The following is a 21,464-nucleotide window of genomic DNA, read 5'->3' on the forward strand; positions in this document are numbered from 1 at the left end:
CTCCCTAAGCGGCCAGAAGTGTCTTGAGACGCCGCTCTGTTGCCGCCAGCACCGCCGGATCCGGCGTTGCTTTCCTTGCAATGAGCATTTGCGCGATCCGCATGTCCCGCGCGACATCCGACAGTTGGCCCAGCGCCGCGGCGCCGACAAGCCGGCCGCCGCCGTCGATATAGAATTGCAGAACCGCATCATCAGACAAAGGCCGCACCACGGTTGATTTGCCGAGGTCGGGCAGACCGGCAATCTGCAGATGAAGATCGTATTGCTGCGACCAGAACCACGGCACGATGGATTGCCGTTCGTTTGCGCCCGCCATGTTGCGTCCCGCCAGCGCGCCCTGTTCGCGGGCGATCTGCCAGCTTTCGAAACGCATCGGCTGATCGCTGAATTGCGGATGGACGCTCGCCGCACAGTCGCCGCAGGCATAAATCGCGGGATTCGACGTGCAGAGCCTGTCATCCGTGACGATGCCATTCTGAGCGCGCAGACCGGCCTTGCGCGCCAGAGCCGTTTCCGGCTCGGCACCGATGCCGCAAATGACGACATCACCGGCGATCCGCTCACCATTCTCCAGAATGACGGCCCGCCGTTCGACGCGGCTGACCGAAGCACCGAAATGGAAGCGCACGCCACGGCAGACATGTTCCTCATGGAGGCGCTGCGCCAGTTCCGCCGGAACCGCACGCGACAGCAACCGCTCCTGATTTTCCAGCAGCGTGACGCGGCCACCCAGCTTGATGGCGCTCGCTGCGAGTTCGAGCCCGATAAAACCGCCGCCGATGATGACGGCATGACCGCCGGCGCCGAACAGGTGCCGAAGCGCCCAGGCGTCCTCGAATGAACGGAGCGTCAGCGCATATTCGCTGCCCGGAACACTCATCAGCCGCGCCCGGGCGCCGGTCGCCAGGAGCAGTTTTTCGTAGTGCGCCGTTTGGCCGGAGTGCAGGCTGATTTCCTTACCGGCCGGATCGATATCGATGACCCGGCTGTTCGGCCGGTGGGATATGCCGAGTTCATCGAAGCGCCCGGCTTCGGCACTCGGTCGCGGTTTCGGAGGCTCTTTCTCCGTCAGCAGTTCCTTCGACAGGGGCGGCCGTTCATAAGGACCGTGCCGCTCTTCGCCATAGAGCGTGATCGGCCCCTCCCAACCTGCTTCGCGCAAAGCCACAGCGGCGCAACCGCCCGCCTCCCCGGACCCGACGATGATCATTGCCGGCCGTGCCATCGCTCAGCCCGCCTTGATGAACAAGCGACCGTCCCGCACCTCGGTCTCGTAGGTTTTCAGATCGACACAGACGGGGGCACCCTTTGCCTTGCCGTTGGTGAAATCGAAACGGCCATTGTGTTTCGGGCACTCGATGATGGTGTCCATCACCAGCCCGTCGCAAAGATGCACCTGCTCATGGGTGCACAGACCGTCCGTGCAGAAAAACCGGTCGTCCAGCGTGCGATAGAGCGCATAGGCGTGGCCGCCATGTTCAAAACCGATGACATCCTCCTCCTCGATGTCGTCGATCGCGCAGGCGTCGATCCAACCCTCCTCCAATGCAGCCTCCCTCCGTGGCCCGGCCTGTTTACTCGGCCGGTTTGAATTGCGTGCCGTGATTGTACGGCACGGATTTGGCGCCCTCCGGCAAAACCCTTTCGACGAAATGGGACGGATCGCGCACCTGTCGCAAAAGCGTCGGAATGATCTCCCGGTAGGCGGCGATGGTGCTCGGATAAGGCTCCGGGCAATCGTCCTTGATGTGTTCATGGAGCCGCGGCAGTGCGTGATAGGGCACCATCGGAAACATGTGATGCTCGATATGGTAGTTCATGTTCCAGTAGAGGAACCGGAAGAGCGGGTTCATGTAGATGGTGCGCGAATTCAGCCGGTGGTCGAGCACGTCCTCGGCGAGCCCGGCATGCTGCGTGACACCGAAATAGACCGTCATGAACCCACCATAGATGGTCGGCAGGCCGATCAGCATTGCCGGCAAGATCGACTGCATGATGAAACAGGCGAACGCGACGGCGGCGAGGATTGCCAGATAGATGCGGGCGACAAGATAGACTTTCCAGCGCTCCATCTCCGGAACGAATGTCTTTTCCTCATCGCTCATTCGACCCACGGCATGCATGAGCAATGCCCTGATCGTGTAGAAGCTGCTGCGGATGGCGAAGAGGTTGAGCAGCAGCGCCGTTATATCAGGCGGGCGTGGCGCCGCGATTTCAGGGTCTCGGCCGACAATGATCGTATCGGTATGGTGACGCGTGTGGGACCAGCGCCAGATCGTCGGCTCGCGGAAAATCATGAAGCTCGCCACATAATAGAGCACGTCATTCATCCATCGGGTGCGGAAGGCCGTGCCGTGGCCGCTCTCGTGCCAGCGACTGTCTGAGGACGAGCCGTAAAGTACGCCGTAGACGAGAAAGAACGGCACGCACCACCAGGTGCCCCAGAAATAGACACCGCCCGCACCCGATAATACCAGCGCGGAAATCCAGATCGCCGTGTCGCGCAGCGCCGGCCCGTCGGACCGGCGCATCAGGCTCTTCATCGTCTTGCGGTCGATGGAGCAGGCATACCATTTTGCCGAGGCCAGGCCGTTTTTCTCGGCCAGTTCGCTGTCGCGTCCCACAAGGCTGTAATCGCGCGGCGTCGGTTCCATGGTGCCTAAGTCGCCTCAATTTGATACCTATCGGCGCAGCTAAGGAGTGATTTCCATGCGTGTCAAGAAGCATCCCGCCAATATTCCATCAATTTGATCTCCAAATTGCGAGAATTGTGCAAATAGCCTCATTTTGAGGTTATCACGTCCACACTTATGCGCTAGAACAACATTCGAGAAAAAGCGGAGGTATTCGGTTTGACAGTTCGTCGCCCGAGGCTGAGGGAGATTTCGGAGAAGGCCGGCGTCTCCAAGGCAACCGTCGACCGGGTGATCAACAACCGGTCCGGCGTGCAGGAGCACACGCGGCGGCATGTCCTGTCTGTTGCCGCGGCGCTTGCCGGCGAGAGCCCGGACCACCCGGTGCGAGCCAACGCAATCGCCCTTGATTTTGTCATTCCCGACAGCCGAAACGCGTTCATGTCGCAACTCATCGCGGATATCGAAGCCTGCGCCCGCCGCCGCGAGGATGTGCGCGTGACCATCCACCGCCTGGCGGATATCGGCGCCGAGGGCGTCGCCGCCATGCTCGACCGGCTCGGCGAAACCAGCAATGCGGTCGGGCTGATCGCGCTCGATCATCACCGGGTGCGTGCGACGGTGCGCCGGCTTTGCGAACGCGGCATTTCGATTGCAACGATCGCCTCCGATATCAGGAACGTTCCGCGCGCCTTTTATGTCGGTGTCGACAATCGTGCGGCGGGACGGCTGGCCGGCCATCTGACGGGACGACTGTTGTGCAAGGAGAAGGCGAAAGCTGCCCTGATCCTCGGCGCGCGCGCCTATCACGGCCATGAAGAACGGGAAATGGGCTTTCGCAGTGTGTTGCGCGAGCGGTTCAGCGGTCTGACAATTGTCGCGGAGCGTGAGGTCCACGAGGACGTGGACACGGCCTATCGCGAAACCGCCGCCATCGTGAAGGAACACCCGGATCTCGATGCCATATATTGCATTGGCGCGGGCCAGCCGGGCGTTGCCCGCGCCTTGATAGACAGCGGCCACGCGGGTTCCGTTGTTTTCCTGGCGCATGGCCTTTCGGACGATACGCGCGGCTATCTCACGGAGGGCATCATGGACGCGGTCATTGATGAGGACACGTCGGTAATGGCCGAGCAGGCCATCGAGCGTCTCGTCGCAGCGCGGAACGGATTGCCGCCGGACCGCCTGCCGGCCATTCGCATCCAGGCGATCTTCCCCGAGAACATACCGGTCGAACCATGAAGGACGGTCTTATTCATCATGCGGTCGACGGAATCTCGATCGATTTCGATCCGATCGGCGGACGGATCGAAGCGATGGTCATCGAACCGTCCGATGGCACGCCGGCCCTGCGTCCCCTGCACAAGGCACCCTGGGTGGATGCCGGAGAAGACCTGCCGGATTCGATCGACCTTGTGGAGAGGAGCCTCGCCGGCGATTTCTTCTGCGCGCCCTTCGGCAAGCAGCCCGGCACGCCGATCCATGGCTGGACGGCAAACGGCACCTGGCTCCCAGCAGGCACTGAAAATGGGGCGGACGGTTCGCTGACGGCAAGCTATCGCCTGCAGGAGCATGTCGCTGGCGCAAGCGTCACAAAAGACCTCACGCTGCGCCCCGGCCATCCATTTCTTTATCAATGTCATCGCTTTCGCGGCGGTCAGGGACATTTGCCGGTCGGGCACCACGCCATGATCCGCGTGCCGGGTGGCGCCCGGCTGAGTTTTTCGCCCAAGCGCTTCTGCGTGACTCCCAACAATGCGCCGGAGTCGGATCCGGAGCGCGGCCGCTCTGTGCTTTCCTATCCGCAGCGGATAAACACGCTGGCGCAGATCAAAACGGCCGGCGGCAAAACCGTCGACGCAGCCGGCTATCCTTTCGACAGCGGCCATGAGGATACGCTCGTGATGGCCGAGGCGGATGGCGATATCGGATGGTCCGCAGCGCTGGCCAAGAAGGACGGATTCCTGTTCTTCGCCGTCAAGGATGCGCGCCGGCTGCCGGAGACGACGCTGTGGATGAGCAATGGCGGACGAAGCTACGCACCGTGGCTGAGCCGGCATACATACGTGCTCGGTATAGAGGAGACCGCGACCGGTTGCCACGCTTCGCGGCACTTCGAGAGCACAGGCGCGCTGTCATCCGAGGGGCTGGCGACGGGGCTCGTTCTCAAGGAGGGGGCAGAGACGGAATTCCGTTACGGCTTCGGCGCCGTTCCCGCGCCCGCGGGCTGGACCGAGATTGCCGACATTCGGGTCAGGCGATCGGAACTGATGATGACCGATACGGGCGGTGACAGTCTCACCCTGCCCTTCGACGGCACGCATTTCGGATTGTGATCCTCACGAATCCTCGGTGATGCGCACATAGACGGCCGTCACGGCGAGGATGATCAGGCCGAACAGGATCCGCCGTGACCCCTCCGGCATCTGCAGCACCGTCAGCATGGTGGTGAGCACGGTAAGGATCAGCGCGCCGACGATGGTGCCGGAATAGGTACCGCGCCCGCCGAAGATCGAGGTTCCGCCAATGACGGCAGCGGCGACCGACGGCAAGAGAAGCGGCACGGCCAGCGACAGCGACGGCGCCTTGATGAGGCCGACATAGATCAGCCCGGTGATGCCTGCGATCAGGCCGGACAAGGCGTAAAGCGCGAGGATGACCTGCCAGGAGCGCACGCCGGCAAGGCGCGCAGCGTCCTCGTTCTCCCCGAGCGCATAGAGCAGCCTGCCGAACCCGGTGCGACGCAGCGCATAGATGATGAGCGCCGCCATCGGCACGAAGACCAGCAGCGAATTGGGCGCACCAAAGGTCCTTCCCGTGCCCAGCCAGGCCAGTATATCCGGCACGCTGGAGCCGGTCGCAATGACCGTGCGCTGATAAACCTGCAGGCAGCCCGTGCCGATCAACCCGGTGCCGAGAGTCATGATCAGCGGATGGACGCGGAACAGGCCGACCCCGATGCCGTTGGCAATGCCGATCAGAATGGCCGGTATCAGCGACACCGCGATGGCGCCGGGCGTTCCGAGGATCGCCACCTGTGTCGCCACCACAAAGGCGCTGATGGTCGCGGCAATGCCGACGGAAAGATCGATGCCCCCTGTCAGCATGGTCAGTGTCTGGCAGGCGGCCAGCATGGCGAGCGGAATGGCGAATTTGATGGTGTTGCCGATCCAGCGCTCGTTGAAGATGCCGGGGCGCATGAGCTCAAGGATGACGACGAGCGCGATCAGCAGCACCACCAGCGGCACTAGCGGATGGTCGCGCAGAAAGCGCCGGATACGCTTGGCAATGCTGAGATCGTCCTGCGCCGGCATGGTCATGATCGTCGTCCCCTCACGGCAAGCAGGCCGCCGATCATCACGACAACGACCATGATGGTGCCCTCAACAATGGTGGTGATGTTCGGATCGACGGCGAGGAATGTCAGGTCGGTGCGCACGAGGCGCAGGATAAAGACCGCGACAATCGGCCCGAGCAGGCCACCGCGACCGCCTCCGAGAACAACGCCGCCGAGAACCACGGCGGCAACGCTCGCCAGCAGATACGGACCGGGGATCGGTGCGCCGATGCCGGTGCTCATGGTCAGGACAAGACCGCCCATGGCAGCGAAAAGCCCGGCCATGGCGTAGGCGCCGACCTTGACCCGATTAACGGAGACACCGGTGCGGAACGCCGCGAGGCTGTTGCTGCCGATCGCATAGACGGACAGTCCGAAACGCGAGCGGCGGAACGGAATCCACACCGCCATCAGGCAGACGGCAAGAAGAATCAGCGATTTGGGAAACCAGACCGTGACGGCGTCCGGTATGCCCGGTATCGAGAGCGAGCCGACGAGCAACCCCTTGAGCCATTCGGCGGCGGCGCCGCCCGGCGCCTTGAGGATCATCAGCGCGACGCCTTCCCAGACGAAGAGCATGGCAAGCGTGACGACGATATCCGGAACGCGCGTCAGAACGATCAAGAGCCCGTTGATTGTGCCCATCAGAGCGCCGAGGCACAGGACGAAGATCACTACGAATATGGCGTATTCCTCGCTGGCGCCGTCCATCATGACGGCGGCCGTCACACTCGTCACCGCCATCATGGAAGCGATCGAAAGATCGATGCCGCCGGCGATCACCACCACCGTTTGCGCGGCCGCGGCAAAGGCGAAGGGCAGCGCGGCGCGGGCCAGGGAATCGATGCCCGAAGCGCCGTATTCCGGCTGGATGATCTTTGTAATGACCAACAGCAGGGCAAGGATCGCGAAAAGGCCGGTTATCCAATAGTGACTGCGCAGGAAACGGATCACGACGGCGATGCCTCCGCAGCTTCACCGGTCGGCGCCTTGGCATTGGCGTCACCGGCTGTCAGGCCGTAGGCGGCGCGCATGAGGGTCGGCTCGTCCGCATCATGCGCATCGATCACATCGACGACGCGCCCGTTGAAGATGACGACGGCGCGGTCGCAGGCAAGCTGCACCTCTTCCAGTTCCGAGGTGTAGAGCAGGACCGACGAGCCCTGATCGGCCAGTTCGCGCAGCAGTGGATAGATTTCGCGCTTGGTGCGAATGTCGATGCCGCGTGTCGGATCGAAACACAAGAGCGTGCGCACGCCCGCCGCGATCCAGCGGGCAATGGTCACCTTCTGCTGGTTTCCACCTGACAGGCGCTGCACTTCGCCTTGCGCGCGGGTGTCGATCTGCAGGCGTTCGATCGCGGCGCCGACGCGGCTTTTTTCCTTGCCCATATTGATATTGCCCCAGCGGAAGGGCCGCGCATAGAAGGGCAGCGCGATGTTCTCGCGCACCGAACGCTGCATGAGCAACGCGTCCGCGCGATCGCCCGGCACATAGACATGCCCGGCGGCGATCGCGTCTGCGGGGTGATGAAACCGCACATCCCTGCCGTCGATCTCAATATGCCCGCCGGAGGGGCGCTCGAAACCCGCCAGCACCTCGAAGAGCTCGTCCTGCCCCTGCCCTTCAAGCGCGACGACACCGAGCACCTCGCCGGCACGCATTTCGAAAGAAACGTCGGAAAGCTTGGTTCCGGACGACAGATTGCGGACCCGAAGACGCGGTGTCTCTTGCGTCTGGACCGGCAGGGCCGAACCGGTCGCGCGGACGATCTCTTCGGCCGATTTCACCGGCGCGCCGAGCATCATCTCGACAATGCGCTCCTCGGAACCGGGCCCGACCTCAACCGTGCCAACGGTTTCGCCGTCACGCAAAACGGTCGCGCGATCGCAAAGGCTGGAAATTTCAGAAAACCGGTGGGAGATATAGATCACCGAACGGTCCAGCTCGCACTGTTGGCGCACCACTTTGAGAACGCGCTCGACCAGATCGGTCGGCAGGGCCGCGGTCATCTCGTCGAGCAAAAGCACATCCGGTTCGCTGGCGAGTGCGCGCGCCAAATCGAGGATACGCAGTGTCGCAAGCGGCAGGCGCAGAACCGGTTCGTCCAGATGCAGGCCGGCAATGCCCAGCTCCTCGACCCATTTGAGAAAAGGTTCGACCGGCGTGTTGCTGAGGCGCAGATTTGCTGCGACATCCAGGTCCGGGATCAGCGAGGGTTCCTGGTAGACCGGGACGAGCCCCGTCTGCCTGGCCTGCGCGGGCGAATGGACCCGGTGGTCCCTGCCCTTGATCCGGATCTGTCCCGCGTCGGGCCGGATCGCTCCGGTAAGGATCTTGACCAGCGTTGATTTGCCGGCGCCGTTCGCCCCCATCAGCGCGACGACTTCGCCCGGCGCAACCTCCAGCGATGCGTTCCGCAACGCCAGTACGGCGCCGAAACTCTTGACGACGCCGGAGGCTTCCAGAAGCGGCTCAGTCGCCATGCCGGTGTCCCTCGTGAGGCTAACGGAGAAAGGATTGGCGCGGCGACGCCCGGGAGGACCGATAGCGCCGCCGCCGGTGGAGGAGCCGGGTTTTACTCACCCGGTCCCTTGCAAGCGATGATGTCTTCCTTGCTGTAGGTGGTCCAGCCGGGAATCATGATGCTCACCGGCCACTCGGGATCGAGCGACGGATCGGCTGCGGCTGCCAGTTGCGCCTTGCCTTCCTCGGTCTTGTTTTCCCAGAGCTGCGGATCGACCAGCACGGTCTGCGCATCGGGCTTGTCGCCATCGAGCAACTGGATCGCCAGGGTCACGCCAGCGCCGCCAACGGAACCCGGATTGGTCACCGCCGCTCCGACAAGGCCGTCGACGGAGTTGAGCTGGCCGACGAAGCCGGCATTGTCGGCCCCGACGATCGGCACAAGCGGCACGTCGGACTCCACAAACGCATCAACGATCACATTGTCGATGCCGGAGGTCCACACGCCGTCAAACGGAATGCCGGTGGCGATGTAGTCCAGGATCTGCTGCTTGCCCTGATCCTGCTGCCAGCCGGTGAAGACCTCATGCGCGACCTTCACGTCCGGATATTCCGCCAGTGCCCGCTTGAAGCCCTTGTCGCGGTCATCGTCCGCCGCAGCACCGGCGGCACCGCGCATATAGACAACACTGCCCTTGCCGCCGATTTCCTCGAACAGCCACTTGGCGCCGAGATAGGCGTATTCTTCCTGGTTGTTCGACAGAACGTAGGCCGAGGGCTCGGTCACCGCCTGGTCGACGGCAACAACGACAATGCCCTTGTCGGTGGCTTCCTTGATCGCGGAATTGATGCCTTCCGGGTTCGCCGGATTGACCACGATCGCATCGACGCCCGCCTCGATCAGGTTGCGGATGTCCTCAAGCTGACCGGCCGCGTCCGTATTGCGGTGGGCAATGTTGAGCGATTTGACCTTGCCGGACGCTTTTGCCTGCGCCTTCATCGCGCACACCATTTCCTCGCGCCAGCCATTGCCCTGTACGGTGTTGGAAACACCGATCGTGTAGTCGCTGGCCAGGGCCGTGCTGGACATGCCGGCCACAAAGGCACCGAGCAGTACTCCGGATAGCAGTCGTTTCATTGTGCATTTCCTCCTTGTTAAAGCTGCATATGCGCTTTTGCTCACGCTGTTCTTGTTATTTGACGTAGGGGCGCAGGACGTCGCGCGCGAGCAGAAAACCCCTTTTGACCAATTCGTCCGTTCCTTCGAAATTGCGGTCCTCGTGTTCGATGACCATCGGCCCGTCATAACCGGCCCTGTAGAGGCCCGAGAAGATCTCGCTCCAATCGACATCGCCGAGGCCGGGCAAGCGCGGGACCTGCCAGCCCATGCCGGCCGATAGGATGCCGCGCTCATAGAGGCCCTCATGGTCGATCATCAGATCCTTGGCATGGGCGTGCAGCATGTGCGGGCCGAATTCACCGATGAAGGTCGTCTGGTCGATCATCTGCCACACGAGGTGGCTCGGATCGTAGTTCATGCCGACATCATCGCCCCAGGCTTCCAGGATACGGCGCCAGACATAGGGCGAATAGGCGATGTTGTGCCCGCCCGGCCACTCGTCGTAGCTGAAGATCATCGGGCAGTTCTCAAAGGCGATTTTGACACCGTTGTCGCGGGCATGGGCAACGATATCGGGCCACACTTGAAGGGCATCGTCCCAGTTGTCGTCCACATGCTTTGAGGCGTCACCGCCGCAGAACGTGTTGACCACCGGCAACCCCATCCAGCCGGCAGCCACGATCACCTGTTTGAGATGGGCAATGACCGTGTCGCGATGATCGCGGTCGGGATGCAGCGGATTGGGATAATAACCGAGGGCCGAGACTTCGAGGCCCTTGCCCTCGATTTCGGCCCGGATGTCCTGCGCCTGCGCCTTGTCGATCGATGCAACGTCGATATGGGTCGTGCCGGCATAGCGGCGGGTCGGCCCCTTGGAGACCGGCCAGCAGGCGATTTCCAGCATCTCGAAGCCGTTGGACACCGACCAGTCCGCCACCTCCATCAGCGGCGTTTCCGGAAATGGTGCCGTCAGTAATCCGAGCTTCATGCAGCCTCTCCCTGTTGTCGCGGCGTCATCATGATCCGATCTCGACCCAGCAGCCTTCCTTTGCGCTGCGCAGCACAGCATCGCAGATCAGCATTTCCTCGTGTCCGTCCTCGAACGTTGCATAGAGCGGTTCGTCCGGCGGCCCGCCGGCGGCCACGGCTCCGTAGACGTTGCGGTACAGGGCGTAGAATGTGTCGGCAAAGCCCTCCACATGCCCGCCCGGCAGGCCGGCGGCGGCGGCACCGGTCGCGTTCATCAGCGATGCGTCGCGCTGCAGGATTTCATTGGGCTTTCCGCGGTGACCGATCCACAGATGGTCGGGCGTCTCGGAGTGCCAGCTCGCGGCCGACTGCGAGCCGTCGATTTCCCATTGCAGGCTGTTCTTGCGCCCGGCGCTCACCTGGCTGACCGTGAGCGAACCGCGCGCGCCGTTGGCATAGCGCAGCAGGATGAGCGCCGTGTCGTCGGTCTCGATCTGTCGCTCGACCGTTTCCCCGCCGCCTCCTTGTGAAAAAGTCTCAACAGGACCAACGGGTTGCTGGCGGGTCTTGATGAAGGTCGAGAGTTCGGCGAAGACGCTGGTCACCTTCTGGCCGGAGATGAAATTCGTCAGATCGATCCAGTGCGTGCCGATGTCGCCGACCGCCCGCAGGGCGCCGCCCTCCTTCGGATCGAGACGCCAGTTCCAGTCGGTGTCATGAAGCAGCCAGTCCTGAAGATAGTGCCCGCTGATCAGCCTGATCTCACCGAGACCGCCATCCCGGACCATCCGGTGCGCATGCTGGTTCAGCGGATAGAAGCGGATGTTGTAATTGACGGCGGCGATCAGGCCGCTGTCTGCGGCCAGCTTCACCAGCTCCGCCGATTCCTGCGACGAGACGGCAAGCGGTTTTTCGCAAACGACGTGCCGGCCGGCGGCCAGGATCTGTTTGACCTGTTCGAAGTGAAAGCGGTTGGGCGATGTCACATGAACGACATTGACCGCAGGGTCATCGAGCAGCTGATCGAGGCTTTCATAGGCCTTTTCGACACCGATCTGCCGCGCACGCTCGGCCGCTCTTTCCGGGCTGCTGCCCAAAAGGCCCGTAACCTTGACGCCGAGACGGCGCAGGGCCTCGGCATGAACCGTGCCGATGAAGCCGGTACCGATGACGGCAGCACCAAAGTCACCCGGATTGAATGGCTGCGACGTGCTCATTCGGATGTATGCCCCCTAAGCCTTTTCACTTGAGTTTCACGCAACGGAATATCCGCCGTCAACATTTATCGATGCTCCGGTCATGAAAGCCGCTGCCGGAGAAGCCAGGAAAAGCACGGGGCCGGCGATGTCTTCGGGCTGGCCCCAGCGCCCCATGGGCGTGCGTTCATTGACCGCGGCGACGTGGTTCGGATCGGAGCGACTCCTCGCCGACTGTTCCGTCACGATGAAGCCGGGCGACACCGAATTGACCCGGATCCCGTGCTCTGCCCAGGCGATCGCCAGCGAGCGCGTCAACTGCTGGACCGCCGCCTTGCTGGCGCCGTAGGCCGGGTTTTTCGGGCTGCCGAAAGCGCTGTACATGGAGGCAATGTTGATCACACAGCCCTTGCTCTGCTTCAGCGCCTGCAGGAAGGCCGATGCGACGCGGAAGGTGCCGTGCAGATTGACCTTGACGACCTTTTCGAAGAAATCCGGCTGCATCTCCTCGCCGCGCGCCGTGATCGCCGCGCAATTGACCAGGATATCGAGTTGCGGCGTCGCCCTGGTCAGGGCTTCGATGGATTGCGGGTCCGTGACGTCAAGCTGGACATAGGGATGGCGGTCGCGATCGGCCTCGATCGGCTCGGCTTCGACACCGGTTATGCGGACATGCGCGTCCGCAGCCTTGAAAGCCGATGCAATGGCAGAACCGATGCCGCCGCGGCTGGCGCCGACGACGAGAACCTGTCTGCCGGAAAAATCGAAAGTGCGATGCGGATCCATCGACACTGTCCTCCCTGGGACAATGTTCCACGGCCCATTTTCGATTGCAAGGATATTTTCAAAATCAAGTTTATGAAAATTTGTGACCAATCTTGCAGCACGCACGCTGCCCGACTATGTGCGCCGTTCGATCCTGCGGCCGAGACTGACGATGATCGACTGGCACAGCACCAGTGCGGGTACCTGAGAACGGAAATGCCCGAGACGCGCCTCCTTGACGTAGAGAACGCGTTCCGCAAGCGAGACCACCGGGCTGAGCTCATTATCGGTAATGGCAAGGATTCGCCTCCCGCTTTCCGCCGCGCGTTCGGCGATTTCGACAGTCTCAGGCGTATAGTCGTCGAAGGTGATCGCCAGCAGAACGTCGCTTTCGCCGATCGAGGCAATCTGCTCGTTGCGCATGGCGCCCAGATTGTCGATCAAGTGCACCCGTTTTCCGACATTGGAAAAGCCGTAGAAGGAATAGGCACCGATCCCGTAGGCGCCGCGCGCCGCGGCGATGTGGACCGCATCGGCTTCCAGCAGCGCATCCACGAATGCTTCGAGTTCGCTATTGTCGATATCATCGCGAAGGCGCAGCAACGACTCGACCGCCGTTTGCACGAATGTCCCGAAAACGATGCGCGGCTGTTCCAGGTCGAGCCCGCTGTCGGCGTCCATGTCACCATATTCACCGAGCGCCTTGATGCGATCCGAATAGGTCATCCTTGGCCCGACCAGGCGCTGGCGGAAGACATCCTGCAGTTCGGCAAAGCCCGAAAAACCGAGTTCCTTGGCAAAACGCGTGATGTTTGCCGGCGGCACCCCGGCCATTTTCGACAGGCCGACAATATTGTAGATCGCGACGTCCTCGGGATTGTTGAGAAAGAACTGGGCGACCTGGTTCAGGCGCTTGCTGAGGCTTCCCTGGCGCTCGACGAGCTTATCGACAAGGCTGGCATAGTCCTCGATGCGCGCAATCGCCTCGTCTCCGCTTTTCTTTTTCGGCATTGCTTTCCTCAAGCACCTATATTCCCGCCGGCGCCCCGACCACGGCCTGTTCCATGTCAATCAGCGCGCCGGTCGTCAATCCGGCGGCATCGCTGAGCAGGAACACGGCCAAACGCGCCACCTCGTCCATCTGCAGGAGCCGCCCAAGCGGCAGATTCGAGGCCGCCGCGGCCAGCCATTGATCGCCATTGCCGAGAATCTCCGCCTGCATTTTCCGCTCGGCCGGCGTATCGCACCATCCCACATTGATGCCGTTAACCCTGATGCGGTCCGCCAGGTGTGCATTGGCGGCATTGCGGGTCAGTGTCGCCAGCGCACCCTTGGTGGACGCATAGATCGCCAGGTCGGGGGCGCCGCAATGGGCGTTCATCGACAGGATGTTGAGGACCGCACCGGCGGCGCCGCGCCGCAGCATGTCATTGATCGCACCCTGCATCAGGAAAAAAGGCGCACGGGCATTGACCGCATAGAGCCGGTCCCAGGTCTCCACCTCGCCATCGGCAACAGTTGCACGGTCGGTGATGCCGGCGGCATTGACCAGGCAATCGATCCGTCCGAAACGCGCAAGTGCCGCATCGATCACCGCGGACGGCGCGGAAGGCTCTGCCAGATCGGACATGAAGAACGCAGCCTTATGTCCCTGCCCCGCCAGATCCTGCGCAACCGCTTCGCCCGCAGGCGCGTTCCGATCCGTCAGGAACAGGGCTTGCGCACCCGCGCCGGCAGCGGTTCTGGCGATCTCGGCGCCAAGCCCCTGCGCGGCGCCGGTTATGACAATGACCTTGCCTTCAAGATCGATCTTCACGCTCTTCTCCCGTGCCGGCGGGACGCCGTCATGCCCCGGATGATCCTGGCCAGAAGGCACCGGACACACGGCCCGAAAGGCTAGTCGCGCCTGCCGGCAAAAGCAAACCGGTGCTATAAACAACAGTGGAATCAGCCACGTCCGTTGCGAAAATCGCCCCGGATGATCTATCGTCCGCCGTCAAGAAATGCTGGCCTAACGGGCAACTGTACATGTCAAAACCCGAACACGAAAAACAGAACCCGACCGTTCAGGACGTCGCGCGCGCCGCCAATGTTTCAACGGCGACGGTGAGCCGCGCCCTTTCCGCTCCCGAACGCGTATCCGAGAAGGCCCGCAAGCGTGTCGCCGAGGCCGTCAAACAGACGGGCTATGTCATCAACCATGCGGCGCGGAACCTGCGGCGCCAGGAGACCGGCACCATCGTCGCGCTGGTCCCGGATATCGGCAATTCCCACTTCTCGAACATCCTGAAAGGCATCGAGACCGTCTGCGACGAACGGGACATCAAGGTGCTGATTGCCGATACGCGCAAACCCTCCATGTCGCGCTCCAAGCTGCAGGGCTATTTCAGCCAGAACAATTGCGACGGTATCGTCATTCTCGATGGGGATATCTCGATTTCCGAGATGCGGGCGGCGAACCTTGCCCTTCCGCCGGTGGTCACGGCCGGCGAATGGAGCGACGATCCGACCGTTCCCATCGCCATCGTCGACAATCTCATGGGCGCCGACCTCGCCGTCTCGCATCTTCTGGCGTGCGGCCACACCAATATCGGCCACGTCACCGGCCTGCTGACGCACAAGCCCGGCCGCGACCGGCTGGACGGTTTTCGTAGGGTGCTTGCGGGCGCCGGGATCGCCCCTTCCGGGGCATGGGTTTTTACAGGCGACTATTCACTGGAGACGGGAAAAGGAGCCGCCGAAGCCTGGCTGAAACTGCCGGAACGGCCGACCGCTGTCTTCTGCGCCAGCGACCGCAGCGCCTTCGGCTTCATTTCGACGCTGCACGAGGCCGGGATCAGGGTTCCGGAGGATGTTTCGGTCGTCGGTTTCGACGATATCGACATTGCCGCGCATTTCATTCCGGCCCTGACCACGGTCCATCAGCCACGGCGGGCCGTGGGCTCATGCGCGGCGCGCCACCTGCTCGACCTCATCGAGGGAAATCAACCGGATCTTGAGATGGCTCCGCTCGATCCTTGGCTTGAAGTGCGCAAGAGCACTGCGCCGCCGGCAGCGCGTTAGTCAGAGCGTCAGCAGCAGTTCCGGAACCGTTCGATGCAGGTATCCAGTACCTCGCCCGGATCGCGCTTCCACCAATTTTGCGCTGAGAAAATCTCTACCTCGCAAAAACCGTCATAGCCGGCTGCTTCAACAGCGGCCCTGACATGTCTGAGATCGGCGACGCCATCGCCCATCATGCCGCGATCGAGCAGAACGTCCTGCGTGTCCGCCAGCCAGTCGCAGAGGTGATAGCCGACGATCCGTTCGGCACCGGCGCGTTTCAGTTCCGAAGCCAGCGAGAGGTCCCACCACACGTGATAGACGTCGATGGCCAGTGCGACGGCCGGATGGTCGATGGCCTCGCACATATCCACTGCATCGCGCACGGTCGTCAGGCAGGAACGATTGCCGCCATAGACTGGGTTGAGAGGCTCGAGTGCGAGGCGAACATTCGCCGCCTGAGCGACCGGCGCGACTTCTGCAACAATGGAGGTCACCTGTTTGAGGCTCTCTCGCATGCTGTGTGAGCCTTCGACGACACCGCCGACACAGATGGTCAGGCTGGCAGCGCCCAGCCCGGCGGCCATGTCGATCGAGGCGTGAAAATCGTCCAGAACGGACTGGCGGTCCGGCGGCGCGAGCGGCCCCGTCAGGAAGGGCGAGCGGCAAAGTCCCCAGACTTCCAGACCTGCGGCGCGGGTGCGCTCGCCAATCTCCGCAGCGCGGTCGCCGATCTCCCTGCGCCACCAGGTGACGGCGCCGTAACCGCGTTCCGCGCAGGCATCAATCACCTGCTCCGGGGACCAGCCGGCGCCGTGACCCTCGACATTGTGGCCGAGCGTCGCGGTGTTGAGCGCCAGCATCGAATGGTCCGATGAAAAATCCCGCAATTCAAAGGAGGCCATCAGGCAGCCCCGTACAGATCGAGCAGCTTGCCCATGCGCCGCACCGCAAGCTCGGGATCGGTGAACAGACCACACTGGTCCGCCATCCTGAACGAATCCACGAAGTAGGGCAGCGAGCGCGCCGACTGGGCACCGCCCAGCATGACAAAATGGTCCTGGAAGCCATTCAGCCATGCGAGGAAAACGACACCCGTCTTGTAGTATTGCGTCGGCGCACGGAAGATGTGCCGGGCAAGCGGCACCGTCGGATCAAGCGTTGCGCGGAAGGCAGCGACATCGCCTTCACCGAGCTGCGAGACGGCCTGCGCTGCGTGCCGGGCCAAGGGATCGAAGACGCCGAGCAGCGCGTGCGAATAGCCCTCGCTGTCTCCTGCAATCAGTTCGGGATAGTTGAAATCGTCGCCGGTATACATCTTCACGCCGTTCGGAAGGCGGCGGCGCATGATGATTTCCTTGTCCTTGTCGAGCAGCGAAACCTTGATGCCGTCGACCTTCGTACTGTTCTCGGAGATGACCGCGAGACAAGTCTCCAGCGTTTCCTCGAAGCTGCCCGCGCCCCAGTAGCCCGCCAGGGCCGGATCGAACATGTCGCCGAGCCAGTGCAGAATGACCGGCTCATCGCATTGCGCCAGCACGTCGCGATAGGTGGTCCGGTAATCATCCGGACCGGAGGCGACGGCGACCAGCGCCCGGCTCGCCATCAGGATGATGCGGCTGCCCGCCTTCTGCACGACTTCGACCTGTTCGAGATAGGCCCGCCTGACATCGTCGAGCGCGCGTGCGTCGGCTGCCTCCAGATGGTCGGTCCCGGCCCCGCTCGCCAGCAGCGCATCCGGCAGTTCGGCCTTCGTGCGCCGGATCAGTTCCAGCGCGCCCGGCCAGTCGAGGCCCATGCCGCGTTGCGCAGTGTCCATGGCCTCGGCGATGCCAAGACCCAGCGAAGCCAAGTGCCGGCGGAAGGCCATTGTCGCCTCCCAATCGACCGAGGCCTGCCCGGAGGGATCGCTGTCCGCGAACGGATCGGCGACCACATGCGCGGCCGAATAGATGATCCGGCAGGCACTGGCACCAAGCGGTTTGCCCTCGACGGCATTGCCACTCATGGAGTAGTCGGACAGCCGACCGGTTTCGTCTGGAAGGCGAATGTGCATGGAAATCCTCAAAATCGCTGAACGAGCATGCCGGCATCGGCCGAGATCGCCTGGCCTGTCGTATAGGGAAGGTTGCCGGCGGCAAGCGTGGCGACGATACGCCCCATCTCCACGGGCTGGCCGAGACGTGGCAGGAGGGTCAGCCCCTCCTCGTCGATGCGCCGCTGGTAGGTGTCCTTCACGCCGCGCGTCATGTCGGTTTCGATAAGGCCGGGCTGGACGTCGTAGACAGCGATATTCTCCTCGCCTAACCGCACGGCGAAGGTCTTCGAAATCATCGCCGCGGCAGCCTTGGAGGCGCAATATTCTGCGCGCGGCGCGGCAACGGCGACGGCATTGGACGAGGTCACGTTGACCAGGCTGTAGAAGCGGCCGTCGTCGCGCTTGCGCGCAACAAGCCTTTTCGCGAAGGCCTGGCTCAGGAAGAACATCGCCTTGGCGTTGACCGCCATGCAACGGTCATAGCTTTCCTCGCTTGCCTCCAGAAGATCGCCACGACTGAGCACCGAAACGCCGGCATTGTTGATCAGCGTTGTCAGCGGCCCGATCGCGGCCTCTGCCTGATCAAGCATGGCCTCATGCTGTGCCAGGTCCGCCACATCGCCCACGACCTTGGCCACCGAAACGCCGGTTTCGGCAACCGCATCGGCAGCGGCATCCAGTTCCTCGCCGCCGATTTCCGCATTGAGCGCGATATCGAAACCGTTGCGCGCCAGTTCGAGTGCGATCCCCAGACCAATCCCCCGGCTGGAGCCGGTCACCAGCGCTGCGTGCTTTGCCGACATTATGCGCGTGCTCCGTTCTTCATCAGTTCACGGGCGATGATCATACGCTGGATTTGATTGGTTCCTTCATAAATCTGCGTGATCTTCGCATCGCGATAGAGCCGCTCGACCTCGAAGCCGCGAATATATCCCGAGCCGCCGAACACCTGCACCGCGTCGGCGGTACGGGTCACCGCCATGTCGCCGGCAAAACACTTCGCCATGGAACAGGCCATTGTCGCGTCGCGGCCCTCATCGATGGCCGTGGCCGCGCTGTGCACGAGCAGCCGCGCGGCCTCGATGTCCTTGGCCATGTCGGCGAGCATCCACTGAACGCCCTGGAACTCGGCGATATGGACACCGAACTGCTTGCGCTGCTGGGCATAATCGAGTGCCGCCTCCAGGCCCGCCTGACCGATGCCGACCGCCAGAGCCGCGATGCCCACCCTGCCCTTGTCGAGAACGCTCATCATCATGTGGAAGCCGCGCCCCTCCTCGCCGAGCAATGCGTCCGAGGACAGCCTGACGTCGGTGAAATTCAGCGCTCCGACCTGGCTCGCGCGCTGACCCATCTTGTGTTCCTTCGGGCCGCGCTCGACACCGTCGGCGTGCAGGTCGACGATGAAGATGCTCATACCGCGCCGGCCAGCATCCTTGTCGGTGCGGGCCAGCACAAAACCGACATCGGCAACCGGCGCGTTGTGAATCCATATCTTGCCGCCGTTGAGGATCCATCCATCGTCTGTTTTTTCCGCCGTCGTGCGGATGCCCGACACGTCGGTTCCGGCTTCCGGCTCGGTAATGCAGTAGGCGGCCTTCTTCGTCGCGGCCATGACCGGCTGCAACCAGGTCTGGCGCTGGGTATCCGTTCCGTGACGCACAAGCAGGGTCGAAATGAGCTCGACCAGACCGCACTGGTCAGCCACGGATGCATAACCGCGCGACAATTCCTCCATGACGACCGCGTAACACAGCGTGTCGAATCCGGGACCGCCATGGTCTTCCGGCACGCCGATGCCGAACAGGCCGAGTTCGCCCATCTGCTCGTAGATTTCAGACGGAAAACGTTCGTCGCGGTCCAGTGCCTCCGCAGCCGGGCGGACGACATCATCGGCAAACTGCCGGGCCATCTCGCGAACCTGCCGGTGGGTATCGGTCAAATGCATGAGTCTACCATATTTGTAACTATCTAGTTACTTATATATCAACTAGGAATATCGCCGTCAAGATTGCCGACCGATGCATCGTGCCATCGCGGCCGGGCACAACGAATAAGTACCGATTTGCCCGGATGAGGCTTGCGGAAATCGTAATCCCGTGTATCTTATATAACTAACTAGTTACTTGTGAGGCAATCATGAATATCGGCGATAAACGCAAATTCGGCAGGGTTGACCTGCATGTCACTCCCTTCGCTTTCGGCGCGGCGCCCATCGGCAATATCTTCCGCCCTATCGGCGAAGACGTCTCGGATGCGATGATCCAGACGGCATGGGATGCGGGCGTGCGCTATTACGATACCGCGCCCATGTACGGACACGGCCTTTCCGAACTGCGCTGCGGCCATTCGCTGCGCTGGAAACATCGCGATGACTACGTGCTGTCCTCGAAAGTGGGGCGCATTCTCAAGCCGCAAAAGCGCGCCCATATCGACTTCACGCCCTGGGTCGACGCCGCACCTTTCGAGATGATTTTCGATTACAGCTATGACGGCACCATGCGCGCCTTCGAAGATTCACTGCAGCGCCTGGCGCTGGAACGCATGGACATCTGCTTCATCCATGACATCGACGTCTTCACGCGGGGCAGCGAACAGCCCGAAGTGTTCAAACAGGCCATGGATGGCGCCTGGAAAGCCCTGTCGCAACTGCGCGACGAAGGCGTCGTCAAGGCGATCGGCGTCGGCGTCAATGAATGGGAAGTGTGTCATGAAGCCCTGAAGCAGCGGGATTTCGACTGCTTCCTGCTGGCCGGGCGCTACACGCTGCTTGAGCAGGATTCGCTCAATGCGTTCCTGCCGCTTTGCGAGGAACGAAACGCGGCCGTCGTCGTCGGCGGGGGCTTCAACTCCGGCATCCTGGCAACGGGCGCCGTCGAAGGCGCCAAGTACAATTACGCACCGGCGCCGGCTGAAATCATGGAGCGCGTCAGGGGCATCGAGGCCGTGTGCCGCGAGCACGACGTTCCCCTGCCCGCCGCGGCGATCCAGTTTGTCGTGGCGCATCCGGCGGTCCCGTCCTTTGCGGCCGGCACACGCACCGTCGAACAGCTGGAGAAAAACCTGGCGTGGTTCACCCATCCGATCCCGGCGGAATTCTGGGCCGAGCTGAAGCGGAAGAGCCTTTTGCGGGAGGATGCTCCGACACCGGCGGGAAGCTGAGATGCCGGTGGAATCGCAGCAGCACGAACTTGCCGCCGGAACCCATGAATACGAACAGCTTCGGGACGGGGACTGGTTCAGTACCGACTCACTGACGGTGACCGCCGATCATATCGATCGTTTCGCCGACTTGACCGGTGACCGCTTCGAGATCCACATGTCGGACGACCGGGCCAGACATCACGGCTTCGACGGCCGCGTGGCCCACGGGTTGCTGGTCCTGTCGCTCGTCGACGGGCTCAAAAACCAGGCCGCAGCGCGTTTCAACGCCATCGCATCGCTCGGCTGGGACTGGTCGTTCAAGCGCCCGGTCCTGATCGGCGACACGATCCGCGCCACCTTGACCATTGCCGGCAAACGCCCGACCCGGCATGCCGCGCGCGGCATCGTCAAACTTGCCTGCGATGTCACCAACCAGAATGGCGACAGCGTGCAAAGCGGCACCAACCAGTTGATGGTTTACCGTGGAGTTAGAGCAATTCTGAGTTAGCTTGGTTCATTTGACCGTGGCGATTTTGGTCTCTGGCTAGGCGGATTGCGTGCCGTGGTGCCAACCCACCACAAGCGCGGGCCAACGACGCCAGGGGGCAAAATCGCCCGGCCCATTCACTACTGGTTTTCAGTACGACAATCCTTTCGAGGGTGGGGAAAATCGGCCCATCGGCGTTGTTGCGCCGCTTGCCCGATGCACCGCATCGCGCTGCGTGACGCGCCTGGCCGAGTGAACCGATTTTCC

At 62.5% G+C, this 21,464-nt stretch carries 21 protein-coding genes; 5 read left to right on the forward strand and 16 right to left on the reverse strand.

What is annotated here, in order from left to right; all coding sequences use genetic code 11:
* Positions 1-4: 4 nt before the first annotated feature.
* From OOZ53_RS06370 to OOZ53_RS06380, 3 genes are read right to left on the reverse strand one after another with little or no spacing between them, the layout of a single operon-like run.
* Positions 5-1,225, reverse strand: coding sequence for an NAD(P)/FAD-dependent oxidoreductase (locus OOZ53_RS06370; protein ID WP_271088519.1), 1,221 nt, complete (start codon positions 1,223-1,225; stop codon positions 5-7).
* A 3-nt stretch (positions 1,226-1,228) separates the two neighbouring features.
* A complete protein-coding gene (locus tag OOZ53_RS06375) occupies positions 1,229-1,546 on the reverse strand; it encodes a MocE family 2Fe-2S type ferredoxin (protein WP_271088520.1) in 318 nt (105 codons plus the stop codon).
* A 28-nt stretch (positions 1,547-1,574) separates the two neighbouring features.
* On the reverse strand, positions 1,575-2,654 hold the full coding sequence (locus tag OOZ53_RS06380; RefSeq protein WP_271088521.1) for a fatty acid desaturase family protein: 1,080 nt from the start codon (positions 2,652-2,654) through the stop codon (positions 1,575-1,577).
* A 198-nt stretch (positions 2,655-2,852) separates the two neighbouring features.
* Here OOZ53_RS06380 and OOZ53_RS06385 point away from each other — a divergent pair, with 198 nt between their 5' ends.
* Together OOZ53_RS06385 and OOZ53_RS06390 are read left to right on the forward strand one after the other, a co-directional pair.
* Positions 2,853-3,875, forward strand: coding sequence for a LacI family DNA-binding transcriptional regulator (locus tag OOZ53_RS06385; RefSeq protein ID WP_271088522.1), 1,023 nt, complete (start codon positions 2,853-2,855; stop codon positions 3,873-3,875).
* Positions 3,872-4,969 carry a hypothetical protein gene (locus tag OOZ53_RS06390; protein WP_271088523.1) on the forward strand — a complete coding sequence of 366 codons (1,098 nt, stop codon included), beginning with the start codon at positions 3,872-3,874 and terminating at the stop codon, positions 4,967-4,969. The genes OOZ53_RS06385 and OOZ53_RS06390 overlap by 4 nt, the downstream gene beginning before the upstream one ends.
* Before the next feature lie 3 nt (positions 4,970-4,972).
* Here OOZ53_RS06390 and OOZ53_RS06395 read toward each other — a convergent pair whose 3' ends face one another.
* The 9 genes from OOZ53_RS06395 to OOZ53_RS06435 all read right to left on the reverse strand — a co-directional run bounded on the left by OOZ53_RS06395 (position 4,973) and on the right by OOZ53_RS06435 (position 14,302).
* Complete coding sequence (locus OOZ53_RS06395) at positions 4,973-5,953, reverse strand: ABC transporter permease (RefSeq protein WP_271088524.1); 981 nt, start codon at positions 5,951-5,953, stop codon at positions 4,973-4,975.
* Positions 5,950-6,924 carry an ABC transporter permease gene (locus OOZ53_RS06400; RefSeq protein ID WP_271088525.1) on the reverse strand — a complete coding sequence of 325 codons (975 nt, stop codon included), beginning with the start codon at positions 6,922-6,924 and terminating at the stop codon, positions 5,950-5,952. The genes OOZ53_RS06395 and OOZ53_RS06400 overlap by 4 nt, the downstream gene beginning before the upstream one ends.
* Positions 6,921-8,456 (reverse strand): sugar ABC transporter ATP-binding protein, encoded by a 1,536-nt coding sequence (locus OOZ53_RS06405; RefSeq protein WP_271088526.1) that lies wholly within the window; start codon positions 8,454-8,456, stop codon positions 6,921-6,923. The genes OOZ53_RS06400 and OOZ53_RS06405 overlap by 4 nt, the downstream gene beginning before the upstream one ends.
* 92 nt (positions 8,457-8,548) lie before the next feature.
* Positions 8,549-9,574 carry an ABC transporter substrate-binding protein gene (locus OOZ53_RS06410; RefSeq protein ID WP_271088527.1) on the reverse strand — a complete coding sequence of 342 codons (1,026 nt, stop codon included), beginning with the start codon at positions 9,572-9,574 and terminating at the stop codon, positions 8,549-8,551.
* 55 nt (positions 9,575-9,629) lie between these two features.
* Positions 9,630-10,544 carry a sugar phosphate isomerase/epimerase family protein gene (locus tag OOZ53_RS06415; RefSeq protein WP_271088528.1) on the reverse strand — a complete coding sequence of 305 codons (915 nt, stop codon included), beginning with the start codon at positions 10,542-10,544 and terminating at the stop codon, positions 9,630-9,632.
* 28 nt (positions 10,545-10,572) lie between these two features.
* Complete coding sequence (locus OOZ53_RS06420) at positions 10,573-11,742, reverse strand: Gfo/Idh/MocA family protein (RefSeq protein ID WP_271088529.1); 1,170 nt, start codon at positions 11,740-11,742, stop codon at positions 10,573-10,575.
* Positions 11,743-11,778: 36 nt separating this feature from the next.
* Positions 11,779-12,507: an SDR family NAD(P)-dependent oxidoreductase gene (locus tag OOZ53_RS06425; RefSeq protein ID WP_271088530.1), complete on the reverse strand. Its 729-nt coding sequence runs from the start codon at positions 12,505-12,507 to the stop codon at positions 11,779-11,781.
* A gap of 114 nt (positions 12,508-12,621) precedes the next feature.
* Complete coding sequence (locus OOZ53_RS06430; protein WP_271088531.1) at positions 12,622-13,497, reverse strand: MurR/RpiR family transcriptional regulator; 876 nt, start codon at positions 13,495-13,497, stop codon at positions 12,622-12,624.
* A 16-nt stretch (positions 13,498-13,513) separates the two neighbouring features.
* Positions 13,514-14,302, reverse strand: coding sequence for an SDR family oxidoreductase (locus OOZ53_RS06435; protein WP_271088532.1), 789 nt, complete (start codon positions 14,300-14,302; stop codon positions 13,514-13,516).
* A 212-nt stretch (positions 14,303-14,514) separates the two neighbouring features.
* Here OOZ53_RS06435 and OOZ53_RS06440 point away from each other — a divergent pair, with 212 nt between their 5' ends.
* Complete coding sequence (locus OOZ53_RS06440; RefSeq protein WP_271088533.1) at positions 14,515-15,549, forward strand: LacI family DNA-binding transcriptional regulator; 1,035 nt, start codon at positions 14,515-14,517, stop codon at positions 15,547-15,549.
* Positions 15,550-15,557: 8 nt separating this feature from the next.
* Here OOZ53_RS06440 and OOZ53_RS06445 read toward each other — a convergent pair whose 3' ends face one another.
* The 4 genes from OOZ53_RS06445 to OOZ53_RS06460 are packed head-to-tail and all read right to left on the reverse strand — an operon-like array spanning position 15,558 to position 19,514.
* Entirely contained in the window at positions 15,558-16,418 is an 861-nt protein-coding gene (locus OOZ53_RS06445; protein WP_425499117.1) for a sugar phosphate isomerase/epimerase family protein, read from the reverse strand.
* 14 nt (positions 16,419-16,432) lie between these two features.
* Entirely contained in the window at positions 16,433-17,584 is a 1,152-nt protein-coding gene (locus tag OOZ53_RS06450) for a dihydrodipicolinate synthase family protein (RefSeq protein WP_271088535.1), read from the reverse strand.
* A gap of 8 nt (positions 17,585-17,592) precedes the next feature.
* Complete coding sequence (locus OOZ53_RS06455; protein WP_271088537.1) at positions 17,593-18,369, reverse strand: 3-ketoacyl-ACP reductase; 777 nt, start codon at positions 18,367-18,369, stop codon at positions 17,593-17,595.
* Complete coding sequence (locus OOZ53_RS06460; protein ID WP_271088539.1) at positions 18,369-19,514, reverse strand: acyl-CoA dehydrogenase family protein; 1,146 nt, start codon at positions 19,512-19,514, stop codon at positions 18,369-18,371. Before OOZ53_RS06460 ends, OOZ53_RS06455 begins: the two co-directional genes overlap by 1 nt.
* Positions 19,515-19,705: 191 nt before the next feature.
* Between OOZ53_RS06460 and OOZ53_RS06465 the strand changes: the two genes are divergently transcribed.
* The gene (locus tag OOZ53_RS06465) at positions 19,706-20,728 is read left to right on the forward strand and encodes an aldo/keto reductase (protein WP_271088540.1); all 1,023 of its coding nucleotides are present in this window, start codon (positions 19,706-19,708) and stop codon (positions 20,726-20,728) included.
* Position 20,729: 1 nt separating this feature from the next.
* Entirely contained in the window at positions 20,730-21,218 is a 489-nt protein-coding gene (locus OOZ53_RS06470) for a MaoC family dehydratase (RefSeq protein WP_271088541.1), read from the forward strand.
* Positions 21,219-21,464: the final 246 nt, after the last annotated feature.

It is taken from the genome of Allohoeflea poritis, assembly GCF_027889715.1.
GTDB lineage: Bacteria > Pseudomonadota > Alphaproteobacteria > Rhizobiales > Rhizobiaceae > Hoeflea_A > Hoeflea_A poritis.

What these genes read in the sequence shown, in the direction of transcription:
- OOZ53_RS06425 (WP_271088530.1), bottom strand. Translation starts at nt 12,507, where the DNA reads ATGGATCCGCATCGCACTTTCGATTTTTCCGGCAGACAGGTTCTCGTC.
- OOZ53_RS06455 (WP_271088537.1), bottom strand. Translation starts at nt 18,369, where the DNA reads ATGTCGGCAAAGCACGCAGCGCTGGTGACCGGCTCCAGCCGGGGGATT.
- OOZ53_RS06420 (WP_271088529.1), bottom strand. Translation starts at nt 11,742, where the DNA reads ATGAGCACGTCGCAGCCATTCAATCCGGGTGACTTTGGTGCTGCCGTC.
- OOZ53_RS06390 (WP_271088523.1), top strand. Translation starts at nt 3,872, where the DNA reads ATGAAGGACGGTCTTATTCATCATGCGGTCGACGGAATCTCGATCGAT.
- OOZ53_RS06370 (WP_271088519.1), bottom strand. Translation starts at nt 1,225, where the DNA reads ATGGCACGGCCGGCAATGATCATCGTCGGGTCCGGGGAGGCGGGCGGT.
- OOZ53_RS06465 (WP_271088540.1), top strand. Translation starts at nt 19,706, where the DNA reads ATGAATATCGGCGATAAACGCAAATTCGGCAGGGTTGACCTGCATGTC.
- OOZ53_RS06470 (WP_271088541.1), top strand. Translation starts at nt 20,730, where the DNA reads ATGCCGGTGGAATCGCAGCAGCACGAACTTGCCGCCGGAACCCATGAA.
- OOZ53_RS06380 (WP_271088521.1), bottom strand. Translation starts at nt 2,654, where the DNA reads ATGGAACCGACGCCGCGCGATTACAGCCTTGTGGGACGCGACAGCGAA.
- OOZ53_RS06450 (WP_271088535.1), bottom strand. Translation starts at nt 17,584, where the DNA reads ATGCACATTCGCCTTCCAGACGAAACCGGTCGGCTGTCCGACTACTCC.
- OOZ53_RS06430 (WP_271088531.1), bottom strand. Translation starts at nt 13,497, where the DNA reads ATGCCGAAAAAGAAAAGCGGAGACGAGGCGATTGCGCGCATCGAGGAC.
- OOZ53_RS06395 (WP_271088524.1), bottom strand. Translation starts at nt 5,953, where the DNA reads ATGACCATGCCGGCGCAGGACGATCTCAGCATTGCCAAGCGTATCCGG.
- OOZ53_RS06415 (WP_271088528.1), bottom strand. Translation starts at nt 10,544, where the DNA reads ATGAAGCTCGGATTACTGACGGCACCATTTCCGGAAACGCCGCTGATG.
- OOZ53_RS06405 (WP_271088526.1), bottom strand. Translation starts at nt 8,456, where the DNA reads ATGGCGACTGAGCCGCTTCTGGAAGCCTCCGGCGTCGTCAAGAGTTTC.
- OOZ53_RS06440 (WP_271088533.1), top strand. Translation starts at nt 14,515, where the DNA reads ATGTCAAAACCCGAACACGAAAAACAGAACCCGACCGTTCAGGACGTC.
- OOZ53_RS06410 (WP_271088527.1), bottom strand. Translation starts at nt 9,574, where the DNA reads ATGAAACGACTGCTATCCGGAGTACTGCTCGGTGCCTTTGTGGCCGGC.
- OOZ53_RS06460 (WP_271088539.1), bottom strand. Translation starts at nt 19,514, where the DNA reads ATGCATTTGACCGATACCCACCGGCAGGTTCGCGAGATGGCCCGGCAG.